This window comes from Spirochaetota bacterium (genome assembly GCA_034190085.1).
GTDB lineage: Bacteria > Spirochaetota > UBA4802 > UBA4802 > JAFGDQ01 > JAXHTS01.
In genome coordinates this window covers 1-26,211 of the sequence record JAXHTS010000062.1, presented here as the reverse complement: position 1 = coordinate 26,211, position 26,211 = coordinate 1, and the positions used below count along the sequence as shown (strand labels likewise).

Annotated in this window: 28 protein-coding genes; 8 read left to right on the top strand and 20 right to left on the bottom strand. The window is 36.8% G+C overall.

All coding sequences use genetic code 11. From position 1 onward, the window contains the following. The coding region (locus tag SVZ03_12205) for a hypothetical protein (GenBank protein MDY6934967.1) at window positions 1–211 on the top strand (211 nt) is incomplete at its 5' end. 205 nt (window positions 212–416) lie between these two features. Next, window positions 417–1,742, top strand: a complete 1,326-nt coding sequence (locus SVZ03_12200) for a cadherin-like beta sandwich domain-containing protein (GenBank protein ID MDY6934966.1) — start codon at window positions 417–419, stop codon at window positions 1,740–1,742. A 155-nt stretch (window positions 1,743–1,897) separates the two neighbouring features. Here SVZ03_12200 and ftsZ read toward each other — a convergent pair whose 3' ends face one another. From ftsZ to mraZ, 13 genes are all read right to left on the bottom strand, one after another. Further along, entirely contained in the window at window positions 1,898–3,091 is a 1,194-nt protein-coding gene (ftsZ, locus tag SVZ03_12195) for a cell division protein FtsZ (GenBank protein ID MDY6934965.1), read from the bottom strand. Window positions 3,092–3,138: 47 nt separating this feature from the next. Beyond that, window positions 3,139–4,377: a cell division protein FtsA gene (gene ftsA / locus SVZ03_12190; GenBank protein ID MDY6934964.1), complete on the bottom strand. Its 1,239-nt coding sequence runs from the start codon at window positions 4,375–4,377 to the stop codon at window positions 3,139–3,141. A gap of 19 nt (window positions 4,378–4,396) precedes the next feature. Continuing rightward, on the bottom strand, window positions 4,397–5,095 hold the full coding sequence (locus SVZ03_12185) for a hypothetical protein (GenBank protein ID MDY6934963.1): 699 nt from the start codon (window positions 5,093–5,095) through the stop codon (window positions 4,397–4,399). Window positions 5,096–5,129: 34 nt separating this feature from the next. Continuing rightward, window positions 5,130–6,527: a UDP-N-acetylmuramate--L-alanine ligase gene (murC, locus tag SVZ03_12180; protein ID MDY6934962.1), complete on the bottom strand. Its 1,398-nt coding sequence runs from the start codon at window positions 6,525–6,527 to the stop codon at window positions 5,130–5,132. 13 nt (window positions 6,528–6,540) lie between these two features. Next, window positions 6,541–7,665, bottom strand: a complete 1,125-nt coding sequence (locus SVZ03_12175; GenBank protein MDY6934961.1) for a UDP-N-acetylglucosamine--N-acetylmuramyl-(pentapeptide) pyrophosphoryl-undecaprenol N-acetylglucosamine transferase — start codon at window positions 7,663–7,665, stop codon at window positions 6,541–6,543. A gap of 84 nt (window positions 7,666–7,749) precedes the next feature. Next, window positions 7,750–8,904, bottom strand: a complete 1,155-nt coding sequence (gene ftsW, locus SVZ03_12170) for a putative lipid II flippase FtsW (protein MDY6934960.1) — start codon at window positions 8,902–8,904, stop codon at window positions 7,750–7,752. Next, on the bottom strand, window positions 8,895–10,286 hold the full coding sequence (gene murD / locus SVZ03_12165; protein ID MDY6934959.1) for a UDP-N-acetylmuramoyl-L-alanine--D-glutamate ligase: 1,392 nt from the start codon (window positions 10,284–10,286) through the stop codon (window positions 8,895–8,897). The genes ftsW and murD overlap by 10 nt, the downstream gene beginning before the upstream one ends. 10 nt (window positions 10,287–10,296) lie before the next feature. Then, the gene (gene mraY, locus SVZ03_12160; protein MDY6934958.1) at window positions 10,297–11,382 is read right to left on the bottom strand and encodes a phospho-N-acetylmuramoyl-pentapeptide-transferase; all 1,086 of its coding nucleotides are present in this window, start codon (window positions 11,380–11,382) and stop codon (window positions 10,297–10,299) included. Window positions 11,383–11,393: 11 nt separating this feature from the next. Then, the gene (gene murF, locus SVZ03_12155) at window positions 11,394–12,782 is read right to left on the bottom strand and encodes a UDP-N-acetylmuramoyl-tripeptide--D-alanyl-D-alanine ligase (protein ID MDY6934957.1); all 1,389 of its coding nucleotides are present in this window, start codon (window positions 12,780–12,782) and stop codon (window positions 11,394–11,396) included. Next, on the bottom strand, window positions 12,779–14,314 hold the full coding sequence (locus SVZ03_12150; protein MDY6934956.1) for a UDP-N-acetylmuramoyl-L-alanyl-D-glutamate--2,6-diaminopimelate ligase: 1,536 nt from the start codon (window positions 14,312–14,314) through the stop codon (window positions 12,779–12,781). Before SVZ03_12150 ends, murF begins: the two co-directional genes overlap by 4 nt. A gap of 84 nt (window positions 14,315–14,398) precedes the next feature. Further along, window positions 14,399–14,581, bottom strand: coding sequence for a hypothetical protein (locus SVZ03_12145; protein ID MDY6934955.1), 183 nt, complete (start codon window positions 14,579–14,581; stop codon window positions 14,399–14,401). A gap of 100 nt (window positions 14,582–14,681) precedes the next feature. Next, window positions 14,682–15,650, bottom strand: a complete 969-nt coding sequence (gene rsmH / locus SVZ03_12140) for a 16S rRNA (cytosine(1402)-N(4))-methyltransferase RsmH (GenBank protein MDY6934954.1) — start codon at window positions 15,648–15,650, stop codon at window positions 14,682–14,684. Continuing rightward, window positions 15,650–16,087: a division/cell wall cluster transcriptional repressor MraZ gene (gene mraZ, locus SVZ03_12135; protein MDY6934953.1), complete on the bottom strand. Its 438-nt coding sequence runs from the start codon at window positions 16,085–16,087 to the stop codon at window positions 15,650–15,652. The genes rsmH and mraZ overlap by 1 nt, the downstream gene beginning before the upstream one ends. A 409-nt stretch (window positions 16,088–16,496) precedes the next feature. Between mraZ and SVZ03_12130 the strand changes: the two genes are divergently transcribed. From SVZ03_12130 to SVZ03_12115, 4 genes are read left to right on the top strand one after another with little or no spacing between them, the layout of a single operon-like run. Beyond that, window positions 16,497–18,023, top strand: a complete 1,527-nt coding sequence (locus SVZ03_12130) for a tetratricopeptide repeat protein (protein ID MDY6934952.1) — start codon at window positions 16,497–16,499, stop codon at window positions 18,021–18,023. Window positions 18,024–18,028: 5 nt separating this feature from the next. Further along, window positions 18,029–18,814 carry an inositol monophosphatase family protein gene (locus SVZ03_12125; GenBank protein MDY6934951.1) on the top strand — a complete coding sequence of 262 codons (786 nt, stop codon included), beginning with the start codon at window positions 18,029–18,031 and terminating at the stop codon, window positions 18,812–18,814. Between the two features lie 34 nt (window positions 18,815–18,848). Next, a complete protein-coding gene (locus SVZ03_12120; protein MDY6934950.1) occupies window positions 18,849–19,730 on the top strand; it encodes a hypothetical protein in 882 nt (293 codons plus the stop codon). Between the two features lie 42 nt (window positions 19,731–19,772). Then, a complete protein-coding gene (locus tag SVZ03_12115) occupies window positions 19,773–20,450 on the top strand; it encodes a hypothetical protein (protein MDY6934949.1) in 678 nt (225 codons plus the stop codon). Between the two features lie 138 nt (window positions 20,451–20,588). On the opposite strand, the gene SVZ03_12110 is transcribed toward SVZ03_12115, so the two are convergent. After that, the gene (locus SVZ03_12110) at window positions 20,589–21,023 is read right to left on the bottom strand and encodes a hypothetical protein (protein MDY6934948.1); all 435 of its coding nucleotides are present in this window, start codon (window positions 21,021–21,023) and stop codon (window positions 20,589–20,591) included. Further along, window positions 21,001–21,624 carry an LON peptidase substrate-binding domain-containing protein gene (locus tag SVZ03_12105; protein ID MDY6934947.1) on the bottom strand — a complete coding sequence of 208 codons (624 nt, stop codon included), beginning with the start codon at window positions 21,622–21,624 and terminating at the stop codon, window positions 21,001–21,003. Before SVZ03_12105 ends, SVZ03_12110 begins: the two co-directional genes overlap by 23 nt. Before the next feature lie 264 nt (window positions 21,625–21,888). Between SVZ03_12105 and lspA the strand changes: the two genes are divergently transcribed. Next, window positions 21,889–22,383, top strand: coding sequence for a signal peptidase II (gene lspA, locus SVZ03_12100; GenBank protein ID MDY6934946.1), 495 nt, complete (start codon window positions 21,889–21,891; stop codon window positions 22,381–22,383). Here lspA and SVZ03_12095 read toward each other — a convergent pair. Genes SVZ03_12095 through xseA form a run of 4 tightly spaced genes read right to left on the bottom strand, consistent with a single transcriptional unit; the run spans window position 22,377 to window position 25,315 of the window. After that, window positions 22,377–22,754 (bottom strand): hypothetical protein, encoded by a 378-nt coding sequence (locus SVZ03_12095; GenBank protein ID MDY6934945.1) that lies wholly within the window; start codon window positions 22,752–22,754, stop codon window positions 22,377–22,379. The two genes, lspA and SVZ03_12095, sit on opposite strands and share 7 nt — an antisense overlap. Continuing rightward, a complete protein-coding gene (locus SVZ03_12090) occupies window positions 22,751–23,737 on the bottom strand; it encodes a KpsF/GutQ family sugar-phosphate isomerase (GenBank protein ID MDY6934944.1) in 987 nt (328 codons plus the stop codon). The genes SVZ03_12095 and SVZ03_12090 overlap by 4 nt, the downstream gene beginning before the upstream one ends. After that, window positions 23,734–24,030: an exodeoxyribonuclease VII small subunit gene (xseB, locus tag SVZ03_12085; protein ID MDY6934943.1), complete on the bottom strand. Its 297-nt coding sequence runs from the start codon at window positions 24,028–24,030 to the stop codon at window positions 23,734–23,736. Before xseB ends, SVZ03_12090 begins: the two co-directional genes overlap by 4 nt. Continuing rightward, window positions 23,990–25,315 carry an exodeoxyribonuclease VII large subunit gene (gene xseA / locus SVZ03_12080; protein MDY6934942.1) on the bottom strand — a complete coding sequence of 442 codons (1,326 nt, stop codon included), beginning with the start codon at window positions 25,313–25,315 and terminating at the stop codon, window positions 23,990–23,992. Before xseA ends, xseB begins: the two co-directional genes overlap by 41 nt. A gap of 135 nt (window positions 25,316–25,450) precedes the next feature. Between xseA and SVZ03_12075 the strand changes: the two genes are divergently transcribed. Next, window positions 25,451–25,993, top strand: a complete 543-nt coding sequence (locus tag SVZ03_12075) for a hypothetical protein (GenBank protein ID MDY6934941.1) — start codon at window positions 25,451–25,453, stop codon at window positions 25,991–25,993. Window positions 25,994–26,027: 34 nt separating this feature from the next. On the opposite strand, the gene SVZ03_12070 is transcribed toward SVZ03_12075, so the two are convergent. Then, window positions 26,028–26,211, bottom strand: a 184-nt coding sequence (locus SVZ03_12070) for a bifunctional 4'-phosphopantothenoylcysteine decarboxylase/phosphopantothenoylcysteine synthetase (GenBank protein ID MDY6934940.1), incomplete at its 5' end; no start/stop codon positions are given.

Here is a 26,211-nt window from a genome sequence, read left to right as displayed (position 1 = left end):
TGGAATTCGAGATACGATTTCTGTACGATTACGGCATCGCACAGGTAGAATTTTCATCGTTTGTGACTTAGCTCGATATCACTTCGGCTCACACTCATTCCTGCGAATGCAGGAATCTCATAATACAGGAATGACAGTGTGGGCAACTGTCTTTACTCCCACTTTTGTAAGCTGTTTCATAAAAATTCTCAAAAAAATGATTATTTCTTGACCTAAAGTATGCAAAGAATATTTTTTATCTAAAATACCAAACAAATATATTATTAATAAGGGGGTTGGGAAATTAAAAAATAATAACAAAAAATATCATAGTATTATTTATAGTAATTATCACTGGGTTATTTCTATTCTGTGGGGATGATGACAGTAGTCCATCATTTTATCCTATTATAATAAATAACGCCAACCTTTCAGATTTGACTGTATCCGAGGGTATGTTGTCACCAGCGTTTATTGAAAATACCACTGCGTATACGGTAGAGGTGGCTTACGACACCTCTTCTATAACTGTTACACTAACAACAGCAAGTGGGAATGCTACTATTACGGTAAATGACAACTCAGTAGCCTCAGGTGAAGCTTCCAATTCGATTACACTCGAATATGGAGAGAATACCATTACGATTAGGGTTACTGCAGAAGACAATATAACGACAAAGGATTATTATATTACAGTGATACGTGCATATCCAACCTACTCGGTACTTAATAAAAGGATTTCTGGTATATGGAGACTAACGAGCGGTACATATCTATCAGGTGAAGACGTTAGTGACCTGCAATATATCCAATTTGAAGAAAATGGAATGTCTCTTATCGTTTACAGAACCGCTATAACTGAAATCCTGGGAAACATTGATTCCTTATATGCAGTATTAAACGATACCACCGTATTATTAGATATTTTTGGTTATTCTATGATGAGAGGGATGGGAGATACTTACATATTTGATAAGCCTGACGAATCTACATTAACGCTTACAGACAGCAGTCAAAACACAATCACTTTTACAGCAGAAACTCAAATCCCAGAGGCTTTCCTTTGCAAAGAATTCAATATTCAGGCTGAATATAAAGATCTTGAAATCGAGCCTGATACTAACACAAATCTTGTTTGGGATGGGCTGACGTATCTTTGGTATAAAGATGAAGATAGCAACACAATATACCCCTTTGATACATCTACTGAAACATTATTAACAGGTTCTGGCAAAGATTTTGGAACCTATTATTCACACATACATGCATATCAGGGTGGAGATTTCTGGACACACTGCCACTGCGGCGGAAACGAAGATGCTTCTCTTCGTACTACAGCAGGCGTAGAGGTCGATAATGTTGATACAGACGCTGACTTAGGCCACGAAATAAACATAGATGCCATCGCATGGGATGGAACTCACCTGTGGCTCTATGGATATAGTTACGATTTGGCAAAGGATCAATTACTCAAGGTCGACAGTAACGCTGAACCTGACTCACTTGAAGACTCCTATGATTTTGATAGAATAGATGTTCTAACATGGGATGGAAGCAATTTCTGGGCATTATCTGGTTATGGCGCTACAGCAGTAATTGTTAAAATCGATCCAATTGAGCTAAAAGCTATAGCAACTTATAAAACACCGCACTCAAATATCAGGTGGATGGGCATTGCTACTGTAGGGTCTGACCTTTATCTCCTTGGTAGAGATAATACAAAAGAGTATAAGGGAGTTATAACCCACGTTACTCCAAATTAATCAAGTTATCGAAAGTTGAAACCGCTGTACCTCCAAAGAAAAATATTGGCCAGAGGTCTGATAGAAGCACATTTATATAACTTCCGATAACTTATATTATGTCGCATAAGAAAATTTTTTTATTGTCTTTTCTTATCTTAAACAACTGTATTTGTCTAATCCGCGCTTCTTCGTAAAAATGATGGAATCTCTATATTATCTTTCTCTATAGTAGTAGTTGGTTTTGGTATGGGTTTTCTTCTCTTAGTCCCATAATCAATTGTTTTAAGGGAAAATGTATTCCCAGAATTGACATTCTTATCTACAACATTCACGCCTTCACCCTCAATCAGGGTAAGCGAAGTGCCTGTTTTTTTATCAAGATCGCTGGGTTCTCTTGAGAGCATATTCCTTCTTCTATCAAAACCTGTCGCAATCACTGTAACCCTGACTTTATCATCAATGGCTGAATCAATGGTTGTTCCAAAAATAATATTTGCTTCAGGGTCTACCTGGCGGTTGATAATGTCTGTAACCTCATGGACTTCATGCAATGATAAATCATTGCCGCCTGCTATGTTTATAAGCACAGCCTTGGCTCCCTCTACGCTTGTCTCCTCAAGCAATGGACTATTGACTGCCATCTGAGTAGCCTCAACAGCTTTATTCTCGCCAGTTCCAATACCAACCCCCATAAGCGCATCTCCAGTCTCTTTCATAACAGTCTTCACATCTGCAAAGTCTACGTTAACAAGCCCTGTTACCATTATTAGATCAGAAATGCCCTGTACTCCCTGTCTCAAGATATCATCAGCCAATTTAAAGGCATCCTCTATTGGTGTTTTGCGATCGATTATTCTCAATAAGAGATCATTCGGAATGGTTATAAGTGTATCAACCTTTTCCTTTAAATTTTTAATACCCTCTAAAGCTCTATCCATTCTCCTTTTCCCTTCAGCCTTAAAGGGTTTCGTTACAACCCCCACAATAAGACTATTCTGCTCTCTGGCGATCTCAGCAACAACTGGGGCTGCCCCGGTTCCAGTGCCTCCGCCCATTCCGGCGGTAATAAAGACCATATCCGCACCCTTTATTGCCTTATGAATCTTGTCCCTATCTTCGTTAGCCGCCTCTTTCCCAATCTCAGGGTCTGCGCCGGCTCCCAATCCTCTGGTTAGTTTACTTCCTATTTGAATTTTTTCTGAAGCAACCGATCCCTTAAGCTGCTGAGCATCTGTGTTAAGAACGATAAACTCTACTCCTTCCATCCCAGTAGCGATCATTCTATTAACAGCATTGTTGCCAGCCCCGCCAACACCAACAACCTTGATAATAGTGGTTAAAGATTTTTCTTCTTCCAGTTTAAACATGATAATCTCCCTTGTATTATATTATGTCGCATAAATAATTAATCTTTTTATAGGTAGTCTTCATACAATCTTCTTATAATCTTTCGAAAGGATGTAATTCTACCCTCTTTACCATACTTAGATTTGGTTCTCATGAACCGATTCATCTTTATCCCATATTTTAACAGACCCACTCCATTGGAAAATATAGGTGTAGCAACTTTATCCTTTAATCCTGCAATATCCTCTGATATGCCTATTCGCACAGGCATATTAAATATTCTTTCCGCCGCTTCAATACATCCATCAATCATGCTTCCACCTCCTGTTAAAACAACTCCAGCAGCCAGAACATCCTTTTTCCCGCTCTTCAATAATTCATGATCCACCATCTCCATAATTTCCATCATCCTTGGCTCAATGATCTGGGCTAGCTCTTGTTTAAATAATCTCCTTGGAGCCCTTCCCCCAACTGAAGGTACTTCAATAGTATCGGAAACATCAACAATATCAACCACTGAACATCCATTTTTTTTCTTTATAATCTCGGCTGATTCTAAAGGTGTTCTTAATCCAATAGAAATATCATTGGTTACATGAATACCTCCAACAGCTAGGACAGAAGAAAAGGCAACTCCTCCCTCAAAATATAACATAATGTCAGTAGTGCCTCCCCCAATATCAACAAGGACAACCCCTAATTCCCTCTCATCCTGATTCAATGTCGCCTCAGCAGAGGCTAATGGAGAAAATATTATATCTGTGCATTCAAATCCAGACCCATTTACTGATTTCACTAAGTTTTGAATGCTAGTATTAGCCCCGGTAATTATGTGTACATCCGCCTCAAGTCTAACTCCACTCATCCCAATGGGATCCTTAATTCCATATTGATCATCAACCGCAAACTCAGTTGATAATACATGCATAATCTGTCTATCAACGGGTATGACGATTGCCTGGGCCGCTTCGATAACCCTCTTGACCTCTAATTGAGTAATGGTCCTGTTCCTATTTGATACAGCAACGACACCCTTTGAATTCTCACCCTTAACATGTTGCCCGCTCATCCCAACATAAACAACACTTACCTCACATCCAGCCATAAACTCAGCCTTTTCCACAGCGCTTACAATTGAAGATACAGTATTATCAATATTTACGACAATTCCATTTTTCAGTCCTGTTGAAGGAGCAACTCCAACACCAACAACCTCTACCTGATTGTTCTCATTAACAAATCCAATCACAGCGCATGTCTTTGTTGTTCCTATATCTAAACCAACTACCACATCTTCCATTTCCATATTGAGGCTCCAGTCAATATTACTTGATCAATCCTGAATCAGCATAAATCTGCATAGTATCAGGATAATATCTTATGCTATCGAGATAGCCTACCCCAGAATTCAATTTATAGAATGACTCTTCGAGAGGGGTTAAAGTAAAGGTCGTCTTTCTGCCCTTTAATAATATCTTGGCTCTTACAAAATCAGTTAAATCAATTTCAAGCATCTCGTAATAGAGAGATAATTTATTATCCCTTATCTTTTTAAGAAGGGTGAGGAAATTAGCCAATCTTTGCGTTAGTACTCCATCAATGATATCATTCTCAGAAATAATAATTAATGGCAAGTTATTATCATGAATCTGGTTAACTGATACTATCCTATATCTCTCATCCAGTTCAAAGGGCATAACCTTATCTCTCTCCCTTATAGCCAGTAGAAAAGCGGGAATCTTTTCAACAATATGAATGATTAATCGATCACTCTCGAATGCAATATTGAATCTATCTATAAGGGGATACTCCTCTAAAATCTGATGCAATGATTCAAGATCAACTACTATATAATCCTCATCAACCTTCATATTCACTTCATCAATTATCTCATATTTGGAAAGTAGCTTAAGCCCTTTAAACTCAATAGACTTTACCCTCTTTGCATCTGCTTTTGTGATTGATGTTCCAATAGTACATAAAAATAATATGACAATACTCATTGACTGTATACAGCTTTTCAATTTGCTCATCCTAATAGTTTTTATTACTCTTCAATTAAATTGCTATAGGCTCACTCTGTTCAGGCAATTCTCTGATGGCATGCAGAATAGCCTCTCCAGCCTTATGAATGTTACCGGCCCCGAGTAACATAACAATATCACCCTCTCTCATCTCTCCAATTATTGAATCAGGAATATCCTCAAATCTGGAGATTATATCCACCTCTCTATCCTCGTGTTTAGCAATAGCTCGTTGAATAAGTTGAGATGAGACTCCTTCAATTTGTTCTTCCCCTGCAGGGTATATCTCTGTAAGATAAAGAAGATCAGCCTCGACAAAGGCTTGTCCAAATTCATCCCATAAAAGTTTAGTCCTTGAATACCTATGGGGTTGAAAAATCACAATAATCCTTCTCCCTAACCCTTTAACAGCCTGTAAAGTCGCTCTAATCTCAGTTGGATGATGGGCATAATCATCTATTAATAATATACCCTTCTCCTCACCTATCTTCTCCATCCTTCTTTCAACACCCCTGAACTCATATATTGCCTCTTTTATTGTCTTAAAATCCATTCCAAGTTCCAGGGCGACAGCTATTACAGAAAGGGAATTGATGACATTGTGATTCCCTAACAATCGTATCATAATATCTCCAAGCAACTCTCCCCTATATAAACAACTATAAATTGTAGCGCCATTGGAAATCCTTGCATTGCAAGCCCTAAAATCAGCACTGTCAGAAAAACCATAGGTAAAATATGGTCTCTCAACCTTTGAAATGATATCAGCAATGACAGGATCATCAATACAGAGAACAGAATAACCATAAAAAGGAACGTGGTTTATATATGTTAAAAAGGCATCCTTAAGTCCCTCAAAGTATTTATAGTGATCTAGATGGTCAGCATCGATGTTTGTCACAACAGCTATTGATGGGAAGAGCTTCAGGAATGAACCATCAGATTCATCCGCTTCAAACACAAGGTATTCTCCCTCACCTATTCTGGCATTGGAGCCGAAGTTTAATACCTTTCCCCCAACAATCGCAGTAGGATTTATTCCTCCATGATAGAGTACATATGAAAGCATTGAAGATGTTGTTGTCTTCCCATGTGTTCCGGCAACCCCTATACCATGCTTTAGCCTGACCAATTCAGCAAGCATCTCTGAGCGATGGATAATGGGAATTTTTCTTTTCCTAGCCTCAATTATCTCAGGATTATTCAAACATATTGCGCTTGAGGTAATCACCACGCAATAGTCCATGATGTTTGACGATCTGTGTCCAATAAATATATTTACTCCAAGAGCGCGTAACTTCTTTGTCTGCTCTGATTCTACCAAATCAGAACCGGAGACCTGAAAACCCTGATTTATGAGTATCTCGGCTATACCACTCATCCCGATACCGCCAATTCCTAAAAAATGCATTCTATTAGATTTTCTAAACAACTCTTCTCTCCCTTTAGGAAGTAAGTTCCCTAACCACATTTTTAACTATATTCAAAGATGCATCAGCTTTCACTACAGCCTTCGATATCTCAGACATTCTGTTGAGCTTAATAGAATTACTTAATAATTCAGTGAGAATGGGCGCTACGGAGTCTGGAAGGGCGTCCTCATCCCTAATTTTTATGGCCGCCCCTGCCCTTTCAAATACCTCCGCATTACTTTCCTGATGATTTGATGCCGCATAGGGGTAAGGGATGAGAATTGATGGCAAAGAAAATGATGCAAATTCGACCATTACTCCAGATCCCGCCCGGCTTATCACAATATCGCTCGCCCTATAGGCCAGACCTACATCCTGGATAAAGGGTGAAATATATGTAGATCCCCTCTCAAGTTCATCATGTAGGGCTGTCTTATATTTTTTGTAGGAATATTCGCCAGTACTCCATATTATACCGATATCCCTGAATTCATCAGGATACTTCCTCTTCATACCTAAAACCAATTCATTTAATCGCATAGCCCCCTGACTGCCGCCTATTACAAAGACTACCTTATTACAATGCTGCATAGAAAAATATTTTTTTGCATCTTGCTTATCTATTTTAAGACTCGATAAGACATCCCTTCTAATTGGATTGCCAACATTAAGAACATTGTCTCTCTCCTCCATCATTAAGTGTACCTTTATGGTGTCAAAGGTGCTGAATATCTTCGTGGCATATCGTGCAAAAATTGTAGTTATTCTCCCAGGAATAGAGTTCTGCTCACAGAGAAAAATTGGAATCTTTAATAACCTAGAAGCAACCAATGCAGGTGCTGATACATATCCTCCCATCCCAATAACAGAATTTATCCGCAATTTTTTCATAATTCCGATTGATTTAATAATAGCAAGAATAAAATTGATCATAAACAAAGGGTATATAAATAAATTTTTCTTTGGAAAAGATGGCGCTCTATAAAAGAAGAGATCCTTCTTCATCACATTACTTATTGGAGGATACATCATATCTCTTCTCCCAACCAGAATGGATGCTTTTAATCCTTTACCCTTGAATTCTTCATATATAGCAATTCCTGGGCTAATATGCCCACCTGTCCCACCTCCAACGATCAAAACGCTAATATCACTCATCTTAAAGCAACATCTCAATTAATAATTAATTTCTATAAAATCCCATAGTTCAATTTATATGATCAGCCATATCCATCGTCAATTCTATACAGGTAAATGACTAATCGAAAATGGGGAATTATATTCGCTATATTTTGAAATATTTAAAAGAATACCCAACACAATCATATTCGATATGAGCGAAGAGCCGCCATAGCTTATCAGTGGCAAAGGTATACCTGTAGTTGGCAGGCTTCCGGTTACAACCCCTATATTCATGAAAGCCTGTACTACTATTAAAATTGTAACCCCAATAGCAAGCAGCCTGCCAAATTCATCCGGAGCGCCTAAGGAAATGCATAGCCCCCTCCAGAATAGGATACAATATAAAGCCAAAACAAATGTGGTTCCAATAAGCCCAGCCTCCTCAGCAATTACAGCTAAGATGAAATCAGTATGAGGTTCTGGAAGTCTACTAATCTTCTGGTACCCTAATCCAAGGCCGACTCCCCAAAAACCTCCCTTTTTAAATGCTATAAAAGACTGTATAATATGATATCCAATCCCAAATCTATCCTGCCATGGATCCAGATAAGCAAGCAACCTTGCTTTGCGATAGTCAACCTGGTAAATAAGCAGATAAAACATCGGAATGCTGACAATGCTGAGCATTAAAATATAAACAAAGGAAAATCCTGAAACAAAGAGTATAAATACCGACACGACCAAAAGATCGATTGCTGTACCAAAATCGGGCTGAAACATTATCATGATAAACATAACTGCTATTATAAGCATTGGGATTAAAAGCTGTATCACATGATTTACCGGTCCTGAGCTTTCAACAGAAAAAACCTTCACAAGATATATTACCATAAATATCTTTACAAATTCTGCTGGTTGGAACCTTAAAAAAAACAAATCTATCCATCTCACCGAACCCTTTACACTATGCCCTATTCCAGGTATAAATATTAAAACTAATAATATTAATGATAGGAATAACATTATCTTGGTATATTTTATATAATTATGATAATCAATCTCCTGAAATAGAAGTAGTGCAATAAAACCAATAATGAACCATAAAATCTGTTTCTTAAGAAAGTAGAATGAATCTCCATGAACCTTTAAAGCATAGACAGCGCTAGCGCTATAGCTCACTGCTATACCTATACCAATCAATATTATGACAACCATCCATAAAACGAGGTCAGCTTCTCCCCTTTTGCGAGTATCTATAAAGGATTTTACATCCAAGAGAGTTCTCCATTCTGTAGCTTTTTAAAGGATTTTACAAATTGATCCCCCCTCTCCTCATAACTCTTAAACATATCATATGAAGCGCAGGCAGGGGAAAGCAAAATAACATCCCCCTCCATGCTTGCCCTCATCGCACCCCTTACCGCTTCGTCAATTGACTCACTAATAGAATATGGAAGATCCTTGAATAACTTCTCAAATTCAGACGAGGATTCTCCAATAAGCATTAGATGTCTGATTTTACTCTTTATGCTTCCTTTTAGTCTCGTATAATCATCCCCCTTGGTTCTGCCGCCCAAAATGAGTATCCCTGAATCGGGTATGCTCTTTAATGCCATCTCAACTGCGCCAACTGTGGTTGCCTTGGAATCATTAATAAAGCGCCTACCCTCATATTCACCCAACACTTCCATCCTATGAGGCAGACCCTTAAAGGAATAACATGTCTCAGCTATAAGGTCAACATCAAGATCATAGTTCATCTTCTCCATAATTGATGACACCATTAATATAGCTGCCATTGCATTTTCTATGTTATGCATTCCATAAATCTGCATCCTTGAAATGTCGAGGACTCGCTCTATCCTATCATTTAATTTTATGAAGATCGAATCTTGCTTATAAAAGGCATCAGCACCGTTATCTGATAGAGAAAAGCGCAACTTCTTTGCCTTTATTCCGCCTAAACCTCTGGCAAGCAACTTGTCATTATTATTATATATAAAGAAATCCTCTTCAATCTGATTCATCGATATTCTCAGCTTCGCCTCGAAGTATTCATCCATTCCCTTGTAACGGTCCAGGTGATCGGGACTCACATTAAGGATCCCGGCTACATCGGGCTTAAAGCCTACAATGTTCTCAAGTTGAAAAGATGATAACTCAACTACTGATAGGGAATCATTTTTAGTATCCTTAGTAAAACTAATCATAGGAGTGCCGAGGTTGCCGCCTATATGTGTATCTAATCCAATACCCTTTAGTATTTCACCAACCAAGGTGGTGGTTGTGGATTTGCCATCAGTGCCGGTTATTGCGATTATTCTGCCCTGTAAATATCTGTAAGCCAACTCTATCTCAGCAATTATCTCAATGCCCCTATCCTTTGCTGCTTGAATCAGTGGTATTTCATTTGGAACCCCTGGACTGATAACAATAAGATCAAATCCCTTATCCAGAATACTCTGACTTTGATCCCCTGCAAGGACTCTTACCCTCTCGTCGAGTCTATTTTTCTCCTCCCTTAACTCCTCCTCAGGCTTAATATCTGAAACATAAACATTGAAGCCCTCTTTAACGAGAAAGTTCGAGGTGGAGACACCTGTAATCATGCCGAGGCCAACTACCAATATATTGCTATTCCTATCAAGAATATCCACAATACCCTGCCTATAATATCTTTAGCGATGTGATGCCCATAATCGCTAGAATTATCCCAAGTATCCATATCCTTACAACAACCTTCTGTTCAGGCCATCCAGAGAGCTCAAAATGATGGTGGATGGGAGCCATCTTAAAAACCCTCCTACCCCTTAGCTTAAATGTCACTACCTGAATTATTACAGAGATTGCCTCTAGGACAAAGACACCACCTACAATAAATAGGAATATCTCCTTTTTAATTAAGATAGCGACAATACCGACTATTCCTCCAAGGGAGAGCGAGCCAGTATCTCCCATAAAAACAGATGCAGGGTTACAATTAAACCAAAGAAATCCTATAGATGCTCCAACCATTGCAGAAATAAAGACTGTAAGCTCAGCGCTATCAGGAATGTAGGGTATTCTCAAATAACTGGCTATCTCGATGTGTCCAGTGAGATAGGTCATAATACCCAGGGTTGTAGCAACTATGATGACTGATCCTATAGCAAGCCCATCCAGCCCGTCAGTGAGATTAACCGCATTAGAGCTTCCGACTATCACAATAGTAGCAAAAACAATCCAAAACCACAACATATCCAATACCGGCTCGTTTAGAAATGGGATATAGAGCATTGTTGCATGTTCTTCACTGGATGGATACAAATAAACCACTGTAGTCACACCCAAAGCGATAATGATCTGTAAAAGCATCTTTATTCTGGCTGACATCCCATTACCCTTTTTGAGAACTGACTTCATCCAATCATCAATAAATCCAATAATTCCAAGGAGTATTGTTGCAACAATCAGTATAATTATATAATGGTTATTGAAATTTCCCCAAAGGGCTATTGACATAAGCATAGAGCCAAGTAGAATTATCCCTCCCATAGTAGGCGTCCCCGCCTTGGACTTATGGCTATCTGGTCCTAATTTATTTATCTCCTCTCCAATCTCGAGTTTCTTAAGCCATTTTATTACCATATTGCCAAAAATTAAAACAAATAGGAGCGCTGTTACAGCGGCATAGGCTGACCTGAAGGTAATGTATTGAAATAGGCGTAAATAAGATATGAAATCCTGTAATGGAAGTATAAAATGGTAGAACATAGAATCTCAACTTAGTGGATTACTGCATCCACAACCTCCTCCATCTTCATAGATCTTGATCCTTTAATGAGAATTACATCGTTTGGTTTTACACAGCCAACAACAAAATCAATTAGCTTTTTCTTGCATTTAAAATATAAAACATTTTTATCATCCATGCCCGCTAGTTGTGCACCCTCTGCCATGGCCACTGCCATCTCTCCCCAGACACATAGCAAATCAAATCCATACTCATAGGCAATTCTTCCCACCTCCCTATGATATGCCTCGGATAGATTACCTAGCTCCTTCATGTCAGATAATACAGCTATCTTCCTGTTATCAGGGAAGATCATGCTGGCTGAAATAAGGGCATATCTTGAGGAAAGCGGATTTGAATTATAGGTATCATCAATTATTATAAAATCTCCATCAATTAAACGACTTCTCATCTCAATATTCTTGAAATCAGATAAAGCTTCCTGTATTAACCTTGGCTCTAGGCCAAGTTCTTCAGAAGCCAATATCGCTGCAAGGGCATTATACACATTATGAACCCCAAAAAGCGGTATAGAAAAGGTAACGCCCTTTCGCACTATCTCTATTCTATCCCTATACACCCTATATGCCTCAGGGCGCATCTCAGCATTTTCTGAAAGGCCATAATTCTTCACATTCAAGCCCCTCGCAATCGCTTTCTCATAGAGCATATCATAATAGGCCATATCCCTATTTAGCAGAACAAGCGCGTTCTCCTTCATCCCATCAATAATCTCTGATTTAGCTAGGGCAACACCCTTAACATCATTAAAAAACTCCAAATGACCCTCTCCAATATTGGTTACTATCACTATATCCGGCTTTGTCATCAATGAAAGCCTGTTGAGTTCCCCGCTATGGTTCATCCCCATTTCAATAATAGCAACCTCATGTTCCCTACTCAAACCAAGGAGGGTAAACGGAACGCCTATCTCGTTGTTGTAGTTCTTTTCATTTTTGTGACAATTATACTTTTTACGTAAAACCGAGTTTAACAACTCCTTTGTTGTTGTTTTGCCATTGGTTCCTGTTATACCAATCATTACTGGATTCATTTTACTTCTATGATGAGATGCTATGGATCCCAAGGCCTTAAGCGTATCATCACATAATATTGCGGCAATTTTCTCCTGATAGGCTATCTTCTCAAACTCCTCTTTAATTGTCAGAAAGGCTACGATTCTCCCTTCCTTTACGAGTGGCTCAATAAAATCGTGGCCGTCAAATTTATCCCCCAATAGTGGTATAAAGAGGTTCTCTTCCCCCACATCCCTTGAGTCGGTCGTTATTGTCAACACCCTCCTATCGGGTTGACCCGCTATAAGGGTGCCGCCACTCGAATCAATAATCCATTGAACTGTTGTGGGATAATAGACTCTCAAAATCCATCTCTCTTACCTAAATACTTCCTCACTACCTCATGATCATCAAAATAGATACGCTTATCACCAATTATTTGATAGTTTTCATGCCCCTTACCCGCTATCACAATCATATCTCCCCTCTCCGCCATATCAATTGCTATCCTAATTGCCTCTTCCCTATCGGGCTCTATCTCATAATTTGTCTCATTCACCCCTCTGATAATATCCTCAATAATTTCATTGGGATTCTCATCCCTTGGATTGTCACTTGTAACAATCACCCAATCAGAATTACTAATAGCAACCCTTCCCATGAGTGGTCGTTTTGTCCTGTCCCTATTCCCGCCACAACCCAAGATTGTAATGGTCCTTCTTGGTTGAAGTTCCTTTACTGACTGCAGTAACCGCAGCAGCGCATCATCAGTATGAGCATAATCCACAATTATATAAAAACCCGAATCTGATCTTATCTTGTCAAACCTGCCTGGTACAGAATTCATTGCAGATAATCCCCTTTGAATCATCTCTACAGGAACACCCATGCGATGAGCAATTGCAAAAGCGCAGAGGGAATTATAGACATTGAATCTGCCAGTTACACCCAAATCAATCCCAAGACCCTTTTGGGGCTTTTTCAATGAGTAGCAAACACCCTCAATTGTGTTGCGAATGCTCGATTCAATCGGACAATAATCAGCATCATCTTGAATACCAAAACTCCACATTGGATAGGAAAATCCAATGCTTTCTTTTAACAAGGTTCTACCAAACTCATCATCAGCATTAATAATTCCGATTCTGTTTTTATTTGAGCTCTTTTCAACTAACTCAAATAATTTCCTCTTTGAATTAAAATAGTCATCATAGCTTTCATGAAAATCGAGATGATCCCTTGTGAGATTTGAAAAAACAGCAATGTTAAAATCAATATCCTCTACACGATGTAGCTTAAGGGCGTGTGAAGATACCTCCATTATTATAAAATCAATATTATCAGATACCATATTCTTAATAAGCTCCTGTAAATCTCTAGAATCAGGAGTCGTATTGAGGGATTGGATCTCATTATCCTTCCATCTATAGTTAATAGTCCCGATAACAGCTGGTGAATACCCACTGGTTTTCAGAATTGACTCAAGCATATATGTTATGGTGGTCTTCCCGTTGGTACCGGTTATTCCAATTACAGGAACCTCAGTGGATGGATGTTGATAAAATGAAGCAGATATTCCAGAAAGCGATCTTCTAGTATTATCTGAAGCTAAAATAACAACTCCCTTCTCCTTTAAATTACAGAATTCAGATACCCTCCTTGAGGATAATACCACCGCTTTTGCGCCCTTTGCAACAGCTTCAGTTATATGCTCGTGTCCATCAACACTAAACCCTTCAACAGCTACAAAGAGTGATTCTGGTATAACATTTTTAGAATTATATTCGATAGATGATATTTCACATTTCTCCGATCCATGTATCAACATGATCTTGCCTTCCAATCCCTTAAGGAGTAGAGATAATTGTAATGATTTATTTAAAGATTTGACTCTCATCCAATATCTGTATTATACTATAATTTTTAGTTATTTTCACCTGCATTGAGAGAATCTCAATGCAATTACGTTATATCAACAGATTTATCTCTTTAGGGATTCAATTGTCTCAAAATCCATTGGCGTAATATACCGCATCCCATTATCTTTTACATACTTTAATATAACATCCATTCGATTATAGATTTCGATTTGATATATCAATCTATCATTTTTAATAATCAATGCCTTCTCTCTTTGTAGTAATTTTTGATAATCAATCTTCATCCGCATCATCCCTATATTCTGCCAAACATATAGTACTATGAATAGGATTATAAAAAATGTTTCAATAAAGTATTTTATGATATTCTCCAAATATCCGAATCTATAATCTTTCGCAAACCCTCAGCTTTGCGCTCCTTGCTCTCTTATTGATTGCAACCTCATCTTCTGTGGGTAAGAGTGGTTTTCGGGTAAGTATTTTCACAAAGGGTGAAATATTACAATGACAATATTGAGGATATTCATCACAATCACAACCCCTTTGCAGCCTCTTAAACCTATTCTTCACAATTCTATCCTCCAATGAATGGAAGGATATCGCTATAATTCTACCTCCATGCGCTAGATATTGACAAGCCTCCTTCAAAGATCCCTCAATTGCATATAATTCTTCATTCACGACAATCCTTATGGCTTGAAAGACTCTAGTTGCAGGGTGAATGCCTTTAAAATGATATTTTTTAGGTATAGCGCTTAGAACTAATCGAGCCAACTCCCCACTGGTCTCAATTTTTTTTATGCTTCTTCTGTTTCCAATTACCCTTGCAATCCTCTTTGCAAAACGCTCCTCTCCATATTCCCAGAATAAATCACCCAATTCCTTTACTGAATAATTATTGATAATATCATATGCATTGACTCTATCATCTAAATTCAGACGCATATCCAGAATTTCGTCTTTATTAAAGCTGAATCCCCTTCCACTCCTTTCATAATGGAAGGATGAAATGCCAAAATCATAGAGGAATACAGAAATCTTATTCTTATACTTATTTATATAGGATGATATATTTAAATAGTTATCATTGATAAATTCCATCCTATTGCCATATATCCTCAATCGTCTCTTTGCATGTTCTAAAATCTCACTATCTCTTTCAAATCCAATAATCCTCAAATTTTGAAAATTCTGAAGAAGCATCAAAGAATGCCCGCCCTCTCCAAGGGTGCAATCTACCAGGAGTCCTATTCCTACATTTAACGCTCCCTGGGTATACTCCAGCACCTCCCTACACATTACCGGAGCATGCGAATAGAGATTATCAGGAACTTGATTGTTTTCGTGACTCATTAAAAACCAAGATCCTTGGCTAAATCCTCCAAAGACTCTCCCTTGGGTTTATAGCTATTGTACTTTTCCTCACTCCAAATTTCAATTTTATTATATAATCCCAATATTGTGACATCTTTATCTATCTCAGCAAAATCCTTGAGATAGGGTGGTATTTTTATTCTGCCCTGTTTATCCAATTCACATTCTGAAGCCCCTCCTACATAAAAACGCAGCTTCTTACGATTTGTCATCTCTGTTTCCGCAAGGGTTACTAATTTACCTTCAACAAATTCCCTCCATTCCTTCTCCCTGAAGGCCATTATGCATTTATCAAAACCATGTGTAATTACGAGTCTGTTTATTATGGCATCCTCGCCATAGGCTCTTCTTAATTTTACAGGTATTGCGACCCTGCATTTCTCGTCTAGCGTTGGGTGGTATTCACCCATAAACATGCTAAAATCTCCTTCTTGTCATAATCATAGGGAATATTTTACACAAATCCCCACTTTTCCCCAAAAATTACACCAATGTGACATAAGTGTCAATAAAAAAAATGATTGCCTGTAATATTTATTTATTCTTTAGGGTATGGGATTAATTCATACGTCCTTGATAGTGTTGATTATACGAAAAAATACTTTATTTTGTGGGAATTTAGTATAATATTATTAATAGGTTATAGTTAATGCTTGACGAAGTTAATGGGAATCTATTGTAAATAATAATCCCGTTAAATTAAGATATTAAATATTATATATTGAATATTTATTACACTCTTATTAAGGTCGTTTAAGCCTATACATCCATACAGGTTATATCCATTTCATTCGATTATAGCAAATTATTCAGAATGAGATTACAATGAAATTTCCAAAATTTGCAGAAATTATATCTTTCTATATCTACTATACTAATCTGTATAATATAGCTAAGCCTGAATTAGTTATAGTAATATTATTCATATTCACATTAATTACTCCACTCCATTCCAAAAGTCCTTCTGCCTTGAATAAGCGAGGTGTAGAATTTGGGAATAAAAAGAGATATAGTGAAGCGATAAGTGAATTTAACAAATCAATTGAAATATTTAACAAATCCTCTGCAAAGGTCTTTCATAATAAAGCCTGGGTTCAGGAGCTTCAGGGTAACTACGAGGATGCGATCATAAATTATGAAGAGGCAGTGAGGAGAAATCCTGATCAATTGCCATCTCATGAACGGGTTGGATTTCTCTATTATAAGACTGGACTATATGGAAAGGCGGTATTTACTGGTGAATATGTGTTAAAAATTGATCCTGACAATGAGGAGGTGATTAAATGGCTGCCTGACGCCTATAGAATGAGGATCAAAAAGCAGCAAGAGGATTTGATAGCAAAAAAAAAGGAAGAAAAAATAAAGGAAGAGGAGGAGAAATTAAAAAAACAGAAGGAAGATGAAGCAGAAGCATTAAAAAAAGAAAAAAAGAAAAAGATGGCTAGAAGATTATATGCAACATTTGATTTTATGATAAGAACTGGTTATTACTTCAGGGGTGATGAGGGGTATAAATATGTTACAACATCAGGATTATATGGGAACTTTCCTGAGATGATATATATTAATTTTACTCCAAGGAAAGAATGGGAATTTGACCTTAAATTCGGTAATCCCTATCTTGGAGCTCTCTCCCCGAATCTGGTTATTCATACAGAGACATTTCAAGCAATATACCATTTTGAAAGATATTCAATTGGAATTGGGGGCATGGGTAATCATTATAAGAGTAGTCTAAACTTTGGGAGAGAACTCACACTCCATGATTTTAAGATGGGTATCCTTTTCGGATATAAGAAGGATAATTATTCTATGCGATTTGTTCTCTATCCAAGAGCCATACCTAAAGACAGCAAATATTCATCAGGAACAACCCTTGATGTTGATTATGCTGAATATAGATTTGATAATTATGTGGATAAATTTTTTAGCTATTACTCAAGAATATCTATTGCAGATTATTATTATTTTGATCATGATAATGAAATGTCAAATTATTGGGGTGTTTACGAGATTTCTCTTGGAATTGTTCTATCGAAATTTAACCTTAAGAAAAAAAATATGACTATAACTGTAGACTTTACTGAGAGATTCTATATGAGAGATCTTTTTAATGATGAACCATACAATTTTGGCAATGGGCAGGGATGGTTTGGCATCAATACGGACACCTGGTTTAAGGGTGCTCCCTTTTCCGGATATCGAGCGCCTGGGCATGTCTTTTCAATCAAGATAAATGAGTTTCTAACTGATAATTTTTTTCTCTACCAGAAGCTCATTTGTGAAATGGTGGACAGAGCAGAGGACCACAACGAATTTTGCTTGAAGTTGGGTGTTGGAGGCACATATTAGAGAATATGGATATCCTTAAAATTGCTCAATTTGCTGAAGGTATCTCCATTGCTGCTGGGAAAATACTGTTGAGGGAATTCCGGTCAAAGGGTATCTTAATATCCTATAAAAGCAGAACAAATTTAGTTACAAATATTGATAAAGAATCGGAAATCTTTATCTTTAATTGTATCAAGAAGGAATATCCGGATCATTCAATTATAGCTGAGGAGGGCAGCAGGAGGGAGATCGAGGGCGAATTCATTTGGTATATAGACCCCATGGACGCTACCAATAATTATGCTCATGGAATCCACCATTTTTGCATCTCCATTGGCATATTCTCAACAGAAATGAAAAAAACGGTTGTTGGAATAGTATACGATCCCTTTCATGATGAACTCTTCAAGGGTATTATAAATAGTGGAGCCTTTCTAAATGGAACCAGAATAACTATTTCTGAGGTTAATGATATCGGAATATCAATTATTGCCACAGGATTTCCATATAATAAGGTTGACAGGGAAAGGAATAATTTAATTGAATTTAATAGGGTATTGCCCTTTGTACAAGGCATACGGCGTATGGGTTCAGCAGCGCTTGATCTATCCTATGTAGCTTGTGGTAGATTCGATGGATATTGGGAGCCAGGGCTTTTTTCATGGGATATGGCGGCTGGCAGCCTGATTGTAGAAGAGGCAGGCGGAAAGGTATCAAAATATGATGGCTCCCCTTTTGATCCAGAGTATCCGGAAATCCTTGCGACCAATGGAAAAATTCATAATAGGTTGATGGGATTACTGAAAAGCTAGGCACGCTTTCTTTAGATTGTTATTATTGATAATAATGCTTTGCAATAAAAAACCTCTTTTATTATTCCCCTTTGTATTGATAATAATCTTATATTACCTATCATTAGAGAATGATGTCAATGGAAGCGAGAGGGAAATTATCAATCTTGGAAAATTGCATAATATAAATGGTGAATATTATAACGCCATTACTGAGATGATGAGATATCAGTATCACTATCCTGAGGGAGAGTTTTTCCCTGAGAGCCAATTGATTATGGGTGAGGCATATTATAGGGGGGGAAACTACAACAATGCAATAGGGGTGTTATCAGGGTGCTATGCAACATACAAGGATAGACCAGAGGGAGAGAGAGCACTTTTAAATATTGGCTACATGAGACTCATTAGCGGTTCTCCCTTTTACGCCTACCGATCTTTTCAGGAATATCTTTATGCTTATAATAATGGAAGATATAGGGAGGACGTTAAAGCTAATCTGTGCAGCGCCATTGCGCTAATGGGTGAACTTAGGCAAGCTGTTAGAAAAATTGTAGAATATAAGACTTCCTTTCCGGATGGCAAACATGCTGAGGAATTATATCATTTGGAATCTTTGATAAACAGAGAATTGAGCAGGCCCAAAAAGAACGTATGGGTATCCCTGATCGGTTCAATATTTCTTCCGGGTTTCGGTCATTTCTACACATATAAATATAGGGTAGGTCTTTTTTCATTTCTGACAAACGCAGCGTTGATATTTCTGGTCTACGATGGATATAAAGATGAGAATAGATTCAGAATGGTATTATTCTCAGTTGGGGCATTCGCAATCTATCAACACTCCCTATTTTCAGCGGTCAATAACGTGTATGTTTACAACAGAAGGGATGATTTTTACAAATCAGTGCGCATGGGTCTAAATATTAAGTTTTAATTATACCTGTGTAATCATTTGACTTCTATTTGATATTTTGTAATGAATAATATCGATATGAATGACAATAACGATAGAATATTGAATTCAAATGATTTTGAAGAGAGTCAATTCGTTAAAATCGAATCATTGATAAAAGAAGAAAAGAATGAAAAGATTGCGGAATTGCTTCTTAAAGGAAGAGATAGGGACAATGATATTCAAAAAAAGGATTATTTAGATAGATTTCTGGATTTTGTTATCTTTAAGCTAAAAACAGGCAACTTCCATGATATAAATCATGCTTATCCCACTAAGAGGATTGCTGATAATGAGCTTGAAGGGAAGTTAATTCAATTGATAAATTATCACCTTTATCCTGATATAGTTACGAAGATTTTGAAATGCTTTACAAAAAATGTTAACAACTCAGATACAAATTTATATTTAGCCAATTTAATAAAATCAGATGGTATAATAAAAGAGATTTATAATACATTTCAACTCTTTAAGAAAGATATATTTGAGACCGATCGCATGAAAAGAAGCCAAAATGTTAAGAATATACAGCAATTCGATCTTGAAGCAGATGTACAGTTCTCTTCACCTTTAGACGCGGCTTGTAGATTCAAATATATTCTCGAATTTATTGCATTAAACCAGAACGTAATGCATATCTATACTTTAAATGATATCTCACTTTCGAAGATTGGGATTCAGGATAGACAATCACGCCGTTGAGATGTTTATATATCCTCGTATTGACAACGCTTGAGATTCTATTGATATTGAATTTATTACTATTAGATCGGATTTTCTAGCGCAAGTACCATCACTAATATCGAAATAGGTCTCGGATGAATCCTTTGGACATCGCCTTTAGTGTTCAGTATCCATAATAATCATTTCTTTAAGATAGATATTCTTGTATCTCTTGGAGTCCTCAAAATCCACTAGGCTATTGAAAACTGGTTGATATTCCTTTATTAACCAGAACATGACATCCTTCAAATCCTGAGATTTGCTATCAATTATTGTATATTTGTATAAAAGAGTCTTCTCATCTATATTCTTGATTATTTCCGGGAACCTGGTAAGAGAGGGATTTAAAAAATTTTTAATGCCATTCCTCAGTCCGTCTCTCCAACAGCTATAGAAGATTAAATATTTAGGGGAGCCATTGGGAATTTTCTGAAGAAGACAAATTATTCCAGGTAATTCTGGGATTCCTCCAATCCTATATTTGTCGTATTGATATATGCGTGTCCAGACGATAGTATAGAAAACATCGTTATTGAGAAGGCTTTTTTTCATATTCAATACTTTTTTCTTTATCCTTAAGATTGTTTATCAAGTCGGTTAGAAGGGGGATCAATTTCAACGCCCTCTTGTAACTGTCAAGTTCATTATATATATCAAATCTGTTTGGAAATTTCAATACAAAATAATTTGAGATAAAATCGGTCAATTGAGAAATATCTGTAAGAAAGTTTAGTAAATAAATAAGCTTATCTGATTCATTAATATTTATCAAGAAGATTAACTCTTGACTCTTCTTTCGAATATCCTCGATTAGTATCCTTAAACTTTTTGAATTCCCCCTTCCCTTTTCAATTCTTTCATAGTAGCCGGATTTGAGTTTATGTACTTTTTTTAGTCGTACTCGAGAGATCCCCTTCAATTGTATATTAGTATAGTTTTCATCAATGTTCTTAACCTCTGAGACCTTGGCAATGGTTGCGATTCTGTTCTTATAAAAGATAATATCAATTATATTCCTTACCGGAAATGCAAGTATCCGATCCCCAACTTTGATGTTACTTGATTTATTATTATATGATTGAATCTGGATGCTGCAATTGGGGAATAGTACTTTATGGAAAAGGTAAAGTATATTTAGATCACTTGATTCCATGGATTCACAGTAATCAATTTTACTTAAATTATGCAAATAATTTTTATAGGATTGTTCAATTTTATAGGATTGCTCAAAAAAAGTAATAAACTTACTTCAATCTCAGATGTGAAGTAGAGTATTATCTGCTTCTTAGGATTAATACATTTAGAGGCGGTGTAAAAAAACTAATTTTATAATAAAATTCTTGCTTTTCATAGATTTTAGTTTAAAGTGATAAACTTTATCAGGGATTAATCTTGAATCAGAACATGAGGTTTGTTAATGAAGAAACATATCTATGCAGCAATTATTTTCATTGTTTCTCTAACGCTTGATATTGTTACAAAATATATTGTTGTTAAGCATATAGCTTTACATGAAAGGATTGACATATTAGGCAGTTTTATTCAACTTATACTACTATATAATAAGGGAGGTCTATTCGGGATACTTCAAGGATACCAGAGTTTCTTCTTAATCTTATCCATTATCGTTTTAGCATTTTTAATATTGATCTACATTTATGAAAAGAATAAGACCAGCTTATTCTGCGCTTCCATAGCTTTAATTATTTCAGGGGCGGTAGGTAATATTATAGATAGAATTTCAGGAAGGCCTGGAGTTGTTGACTTTATATATATTGGGAATGACAGGATCTTCCGCTGGCCTGCCTTTAATATTGCTGATGCGGTGATTGTTATTGGAGCCTTTCTCTTAATCATAATATATTATAAAGAGGAGAAGAAGAGAAGGATTCAGATGAATAACAATCAATAGGTATCCAAGATTTCAACATTGCCTTGAGAAATCTCCACCTCACCCTTCATCGCCTGTATCCTATAACGACCCTCCTCATATAGGGATATAGTTGCTATTGCCTTTGAGCTATCTGCCTTAACCTCAACTGGCAAGGTTAGCATCTTCTCCTCTCCCCCTGGGACTATTTTTATAATGTCCATAGTAATCTCATCTATTCCAAAGGATTCCTTGCTTGAAATAATAACCGTTAAATCACCGGTTGAGAATTTAGTGCCACAATTGATCTCTTCCCCCTTGGTGGAAACACCTTCACAAAAAATTAGTCCCCTGTCGCTCTTACATGCAAAGATAAGAAGGAAGATTATCTCGATATGGATTATACTCTTCATCTATTTCTCCCATAGTTATGTTTTACAATATCATGGATATGTATAAGCCCAATAATTTTTTTATTCTTATTAAGTACTGGCAGCACAGTGATTCGGTTTTCCTCCATTAGGAGAAGAGCCTCTCGTGCAAGTCTATTCTCATATATCCACTTAGGATTAGGATTCATTAAATCACTCGCTCTCTTATTTAGGATGTCTTCATCTATATCAAAAAATCTTTTAATATCCCCGTCGGTTATTATTCCTCTAAGATGTCCCTTTGAGCCTTCAATAAAAATAGCGCCAAAATTTGTTAATACCATTTTTTGAATAACTTCTCGTAATGGGGTTTCCCTCTTAACAATAGGAAGATTCTCCTTTTTCATCAAATCGCTTACCTGTAAGAGTATCTGTCCCAACCTACCATTAGGATGGAAGAGATAAAAATCCTCCTCTTTAATATTTTTAGACATCATTAAAACTGCTGCAATTGCATCGCCAAGGGCAAGGACTGTTGTAGTGCTCGCCATAGGAGCGAGATTTAACGGACAGCCTTCCCTTTTTATGGTATATGAGAGCAACACATCTGATTCCTTAGCTAGCGTGGATTCTGGATTTGAGGTTATGGCAATTATTTTATTCTTTATAAGTTTCAGATGGGGGATTAAACATATTATTTCATCAGTCTCCCCTGAATTGGATAATGCTATAATCACATCTTTTTTGTTTATTAAACCAAGGTCTCCATGCATCGCCTCTGATGGATGCATAAAGATTGCCTGTGTTCCTGTGGAGGTCATGGTCGCTGCTATCTTTTTGCAGATAATACCAGATTTACCCATTCCGGTGATAACAACCCTGCCCTTACATTTGTTAATTATGTCGATTGCTCTTATGAATTGCTCATCAAGACTCGTTGAAAGTGATTTTATAGATTCAATCTCAATTGATAGGACACTCCGCGCGAATTCAAGATAATTATCAGTTTCCCCATTAATCCTCATAACAATGAACCCTGAATATCCTTATCGTCTTCGATCTCTCCTGTGTCTTCCTTAACCTTTATACTCTTCTTTTCAATTCTTTTATCTTCACCCTTTTGTAATATCTCAATTTTCCTCTCTGCCTCCTCCAACTTCTCATGACAGTATTTTGCGAGTTTAATCCCTTTTTCAAATTCTTCAATGGATTTCTCAAGACCAATTTCCCCCCCCTCCAGGAGTCTCGCAATATTCTCAAGATCCCTTAAAGCCTTTTCAAAGGTCAGTTTGCTGGATGTCTTTCCTTTCTTTTCCAATTTTTACCCCTTTATCAATTTGATTTACTGTGCAGTTAGTTGAACCGTCATGAAAATGAACATTCATTATATCACCTATCTTAAGTTTTGAAATGCTCTTAATTATATTCTCCTTAATATCAGTAGATATTGAATAACCCCTTTTTAAGATTCCGATTGGGGAGAGTTTCTCCAAGCCTTGTATCCCAATACTATATCTGTGAATCTTATCCTTGATTATATGTTTGATTAGTATGTTTAAATCTGGAAGCATCAAGATATTGTTCCTTTTTTCAACTATACAATCCTTCATAAGCGAGATCAGATGATTCTCAATATCAGTTAGTAATAACTCATGATTGTAGATTATCTCCTTTGGATTTCTAAAAATCCGCAGGTTCAAAATACCCTCAATCCTCGTTTTTAGTTCCATGATGCGGGAAGTAAGGGCATTTTGAGATCTTAAGCTGAGATTATCTATATAATCAAGTAACTCCCTCTTCACAGGTGTGGATATCTCAGCCGCAGCGGATGGTGTTGGGGCAGCATAGTCAGCAGCATCATCGCATAGTGGGTGATCTATCTGATGACCAACGGCAGAGATAATCGGGACTCTTGAGTTATAAAAAGCTCGTATTACAATCTCCTCATTGAATGGCATTAGGTCCTCAAAGGATCCTCCACCCCTACCTGCTATTATAATATCGATATCCCATTGAGGATTGTTTAATTCCTCTATACCTCTAGCAATCGAAAAAGCTGCATCCTCCCCCTGCACCTTTGCTGGGGCAAGGATAAACTCAATGTTGGGAAATCTCCTCATGGCAACCTTTAGTATATCTCTAATGGCTGCTCCGGTTGGGGATGTGACAATACCAATTCGACGTGGGAGGACGGGGATATCCTTCTTATGCTTTGTGTCAAAAATGCCTTCAGCCATCAATTTTTTTTTCAACTGTTCAATTCTTTGTTGAAGTTCACCGATCCCCTCAAGCCTTACCTCTGATACTATAAACTGATAACTCCCCCTTTTTTCGAATACATTTATACCTCCAAAAGCGAGCAAATTCATACCCTCTTCCAATCTGAAAGAAAGATTCTTGTTTAAATATTTAAAAAAAACCAATGATATTATTGCATTCTCATCTTTAAGTGTAAAATAAATGTGACCTGATGAATGGTAGGTAAGGTTTGAAATTTCACCCTTTATCCATGTATTTATTAGATTAGGATTCTCCTCCAGACTCCCCTTTATGATTTTGGTTAACTCAGTTATTGTATAAAATTTGTCATCCATAGTGGTCATTTGAATTATGCTCTCATTGGTGATTATTAGTTGACTTAATATTAGAAAAAAATCTATATAATAGAATGATTATAATGAATAACACTAATCATTACATTCTGTTTCAATTCAATCAAAGAACGTAATTCATTCAAAATGAGTAATAATAAAATTTCATCAAAGATAGTTCCTATCAACTGGGTAGATAATTCAGAACGATGGATCCTTGCTCCTGGAACTAAAAATGAATTACGGAGAAGTCGAATCAAGGAAGTGCCTTTATGTAAAAACAACTGTTATTTTACTATTGATGTTCCTAAGGGCATCATAGATTTTATTTATAGATCAGTAAAGCAACTCAATTTGGGTAATAGGACATTGATCTTTACTAAAGGCACAGTTAGAAAATCAAAAAAATTAGTCAAAAATGCTGTTTCCTTATATGAACTGGATTGGGGAGTAGGCACTCTAATCACAATTCCACGGATTCTTAAATACAGAGAGCAGATAATACTATGTATTGAAGATATTGAATATTCCATAAGGCTAATGGAACTTATCGTGTTACATGGATTATTGCAGTTGTCATATCCCCGTAAAAATGCTAATTATTATTCAGTTAAGTCGGCTCTAATATTAACAAAGGGTTGGAGCCAATTGAATACAAAGGAATTCCCAGATATCTACAAAAAAACATAAAATATATGTAAATAGACATCCCTTCACAATAGTATTAAGCATCTTTCATACATAATTCAATCTCAATTCTTTCAACAATTCGAGATGCAATCTCTCTTTTTGATAGGAGGGGAAGCTCTATTCGCTCCCTATTCCTTGTAAATATCGTGATAACATTCGTATCCGTTCCAAATCCTGCATCGCATCTGCTTACATCATTAAGGCATATCATATCCAGA

Coding starts and splice junctions, on each gene's coding strand:
- ftsZ (MDY6934965.1), bottom strand. CDS start 3,091: ATGTTTAAACTGGAAGAAGAAAAATCTTTAACCACTATTATCAAGGTT.
- ftsA (MDY6934964.1), bottom strand. CDS start 4,377: ATGGAAATGGAAGATGTGGTAGTTGGTTTAGATATAGGAACAACAAAG.
- SVZ03_12175 (MDY6934961.1), bottom strand. CDS start 7,665: ATGAGTGATATTAGCGTTTTGATCGTTGGAGGTGGGACAGGTGGGCAT.
- mraY (MDY6934958.1), bottom strand. CDS start 11,382: ATGTTCTACCATTTTATACTTCCATTACAGGATTTCATATCTTATTTA.
- SVZ03_12150 (MDY6934956.1), bottom strand. CDS start 14,314: ATGAGAGTCAAATCTTTAAATAAATCATTACAATTATCTCTACTCCTT.
- SVZ03_12145 (MDY6934955.1), bottom strand. CDS start 14,581: ATGAAGATTGATTATCAAAAATTACTACAAAGAGAGAAGGCATTGATT.
- rsmH (MDY6934954.1), bottom strand. CDS start 15,650: ATGAGTCACGAAAACAATCAAGTTCCTGATAATCTCTATTCGCATGCT.
- mraZ (MDY6934953.1), bottom strand. CDS start 16,087: ATGTTTATGGGTGAATACCACCCAACGCTAGACGAGAAATGCAGGGTC.
- SVZ03_12130 (MDY6934952.1), top strand. CDS start 16,497: ATGAAATTTCCAAAATTTGCAGAAATTATATCTTTCTATATCTACTAT.
- SVZ03_12125 (MDY6934951.1), top strand. CDS start 18,029: ATGGATATCCTTAAAATTGCTCAATTTGCTGAAGGTATCTCCATTGCT.
- SVZ03_12120 (MDY6934950.1), top strand. CDS start 18,849: ATGCTTTGCAATAAAAAACCTCTTTTATTATTCCCCTTTGTATTGATA.
- SVZ03_12115 (MDY6934949.1), top strand. CDS start 19,773: ATGAATAATATCGATATGAATGACAATAACGATAGAATATTGAATTCA.
- SVZ03_12110 (MDY6934948.1), bottom strand. CDS start 21,023: ATGAAAAAAAGCCTTCTCAATAACGATGTTTTCTATACTATCGTCTGG.
- SVZ03_12105 (MDY6934947.1), bottom strand. CDS start 21,624: ATGGAATCAAGTGATCTAAATATACTTTACCTTTTCCATAAAGTACTA.
- lspA (MDY6934946.1), top strand. CDS start 21,889: ATGAAGAAACATATCTATGCAGCAATTATTTTCATTGTTTCTCTAACG.
- SVZ03_12095 (MDY6934945.1), bottom strand. CDS start 22,754: ATGAAGAGTATAATCCATATCGAGATAATCTTCCTTCTTATCTTTGCA.
- SVZ03_12090 (MDY6934944.1), bottom strand. CDS start 23,737: ATGAGGATTAATGGGGAAACTGATAATTATCTTGAATTCGCGCGGAGT.
- xseA (MDY6934942.1), bottom strand. CDS start 25,315: ATGACCACTATGGATGACAAATTTTATACAATAACTGAGTTAACCAAA.
- SVZ03_12075 (MDY6934941.1), top strand. CDS start 25,451: ATGAGTAATAATAAAATTTCATCAAAGATAGTTCCTATCAACTGGGTA.